The organism is Salinivibrio sp. VGrn1, assembly GCF_009377995.1.
In the GTDB taxonomy this organism is placed as follows: Bacteria; Pseudomonadota; Gammaproteobacteria; order Enterobacterales; family Vibrionaceae; genus Salinivibrio; species Salinivibrio siamensis.
The window spans coordinates 1-695 of sequence record NZ_SATA01000023.1 but is presented as its reverse complement, the minus strand read 5'-3'; the positions used below and the strand labels follow the sequence as shown (position 1 = coordinate 695).

General features: G+C 41.4%; 1 protein-coding gene. It reads right to left on the bottom strand.

From position 1 onward, the window contains the following. Positions 1-695: UDP-N-acetylglucosamine 2-epimerase (gene neuC, locus EHW56_RS15225; protein ID WP_152800437.1), on the bottom strand; the 695-nt coding region annotated here is incomplete at both ends.

The following is a 695-nucleotide window of genomic DNA, read 5'->3' as shown; positions in this document are numbered from 1 at the left end:
GCCTGTAAAAAAAGCCTATCACTATTTCCCAAGCCGAATTCTTTTACCGATGTAAATTGTGCCGTCTTAGCTTTCTTTATCGCCTCTAAAATCAATGCTTTTTCTTCAACCTCGACGTTAAAAATTGAATTAGCATTGGCTCGTTTGTCTTGTCTTGTTCCAAGGTTAATACTCGGCTTTCCATAAAAAGGCACTTCTCGCACACCTGCACTCGAATTACCTATCATAAAGTCAGCGTTTTTAAGTAGGGTTAGAAAATGCTCAAACCTAATGCTCGGATAAATTTTGAAACGATCATGACCTCTTAACCGTTCTAACTCTTCAATGATCGTCTCTGAGCCAGCATCGTTGTTGGGAAAAATGATGATATAATTTTCATCACTTTCGAGTAGCGCATCAACGGTGCTCGATATATGTGTTTTCAGCTTGTCTAGCTCTGTTGTCACCGGGTGATACATAAACACCGCATAAGTGTCAAAGCCAATCTCATATCTCTCTTTTACTGCAGATAACGAGGGCAAGTCAGGTGACGTCATGATATCGAGATCCGGTGATCCGATGGTGTATATACTCGATTCCGTCTCACCCAACTGAATAAGGCGACTTTTCGCCATTTGGTTGGAGACAAAGTGGATATGCGACATTTTTGAAACAGAGTGACGGATCAATTCATCAATGGTTCCAGACACCTCGCC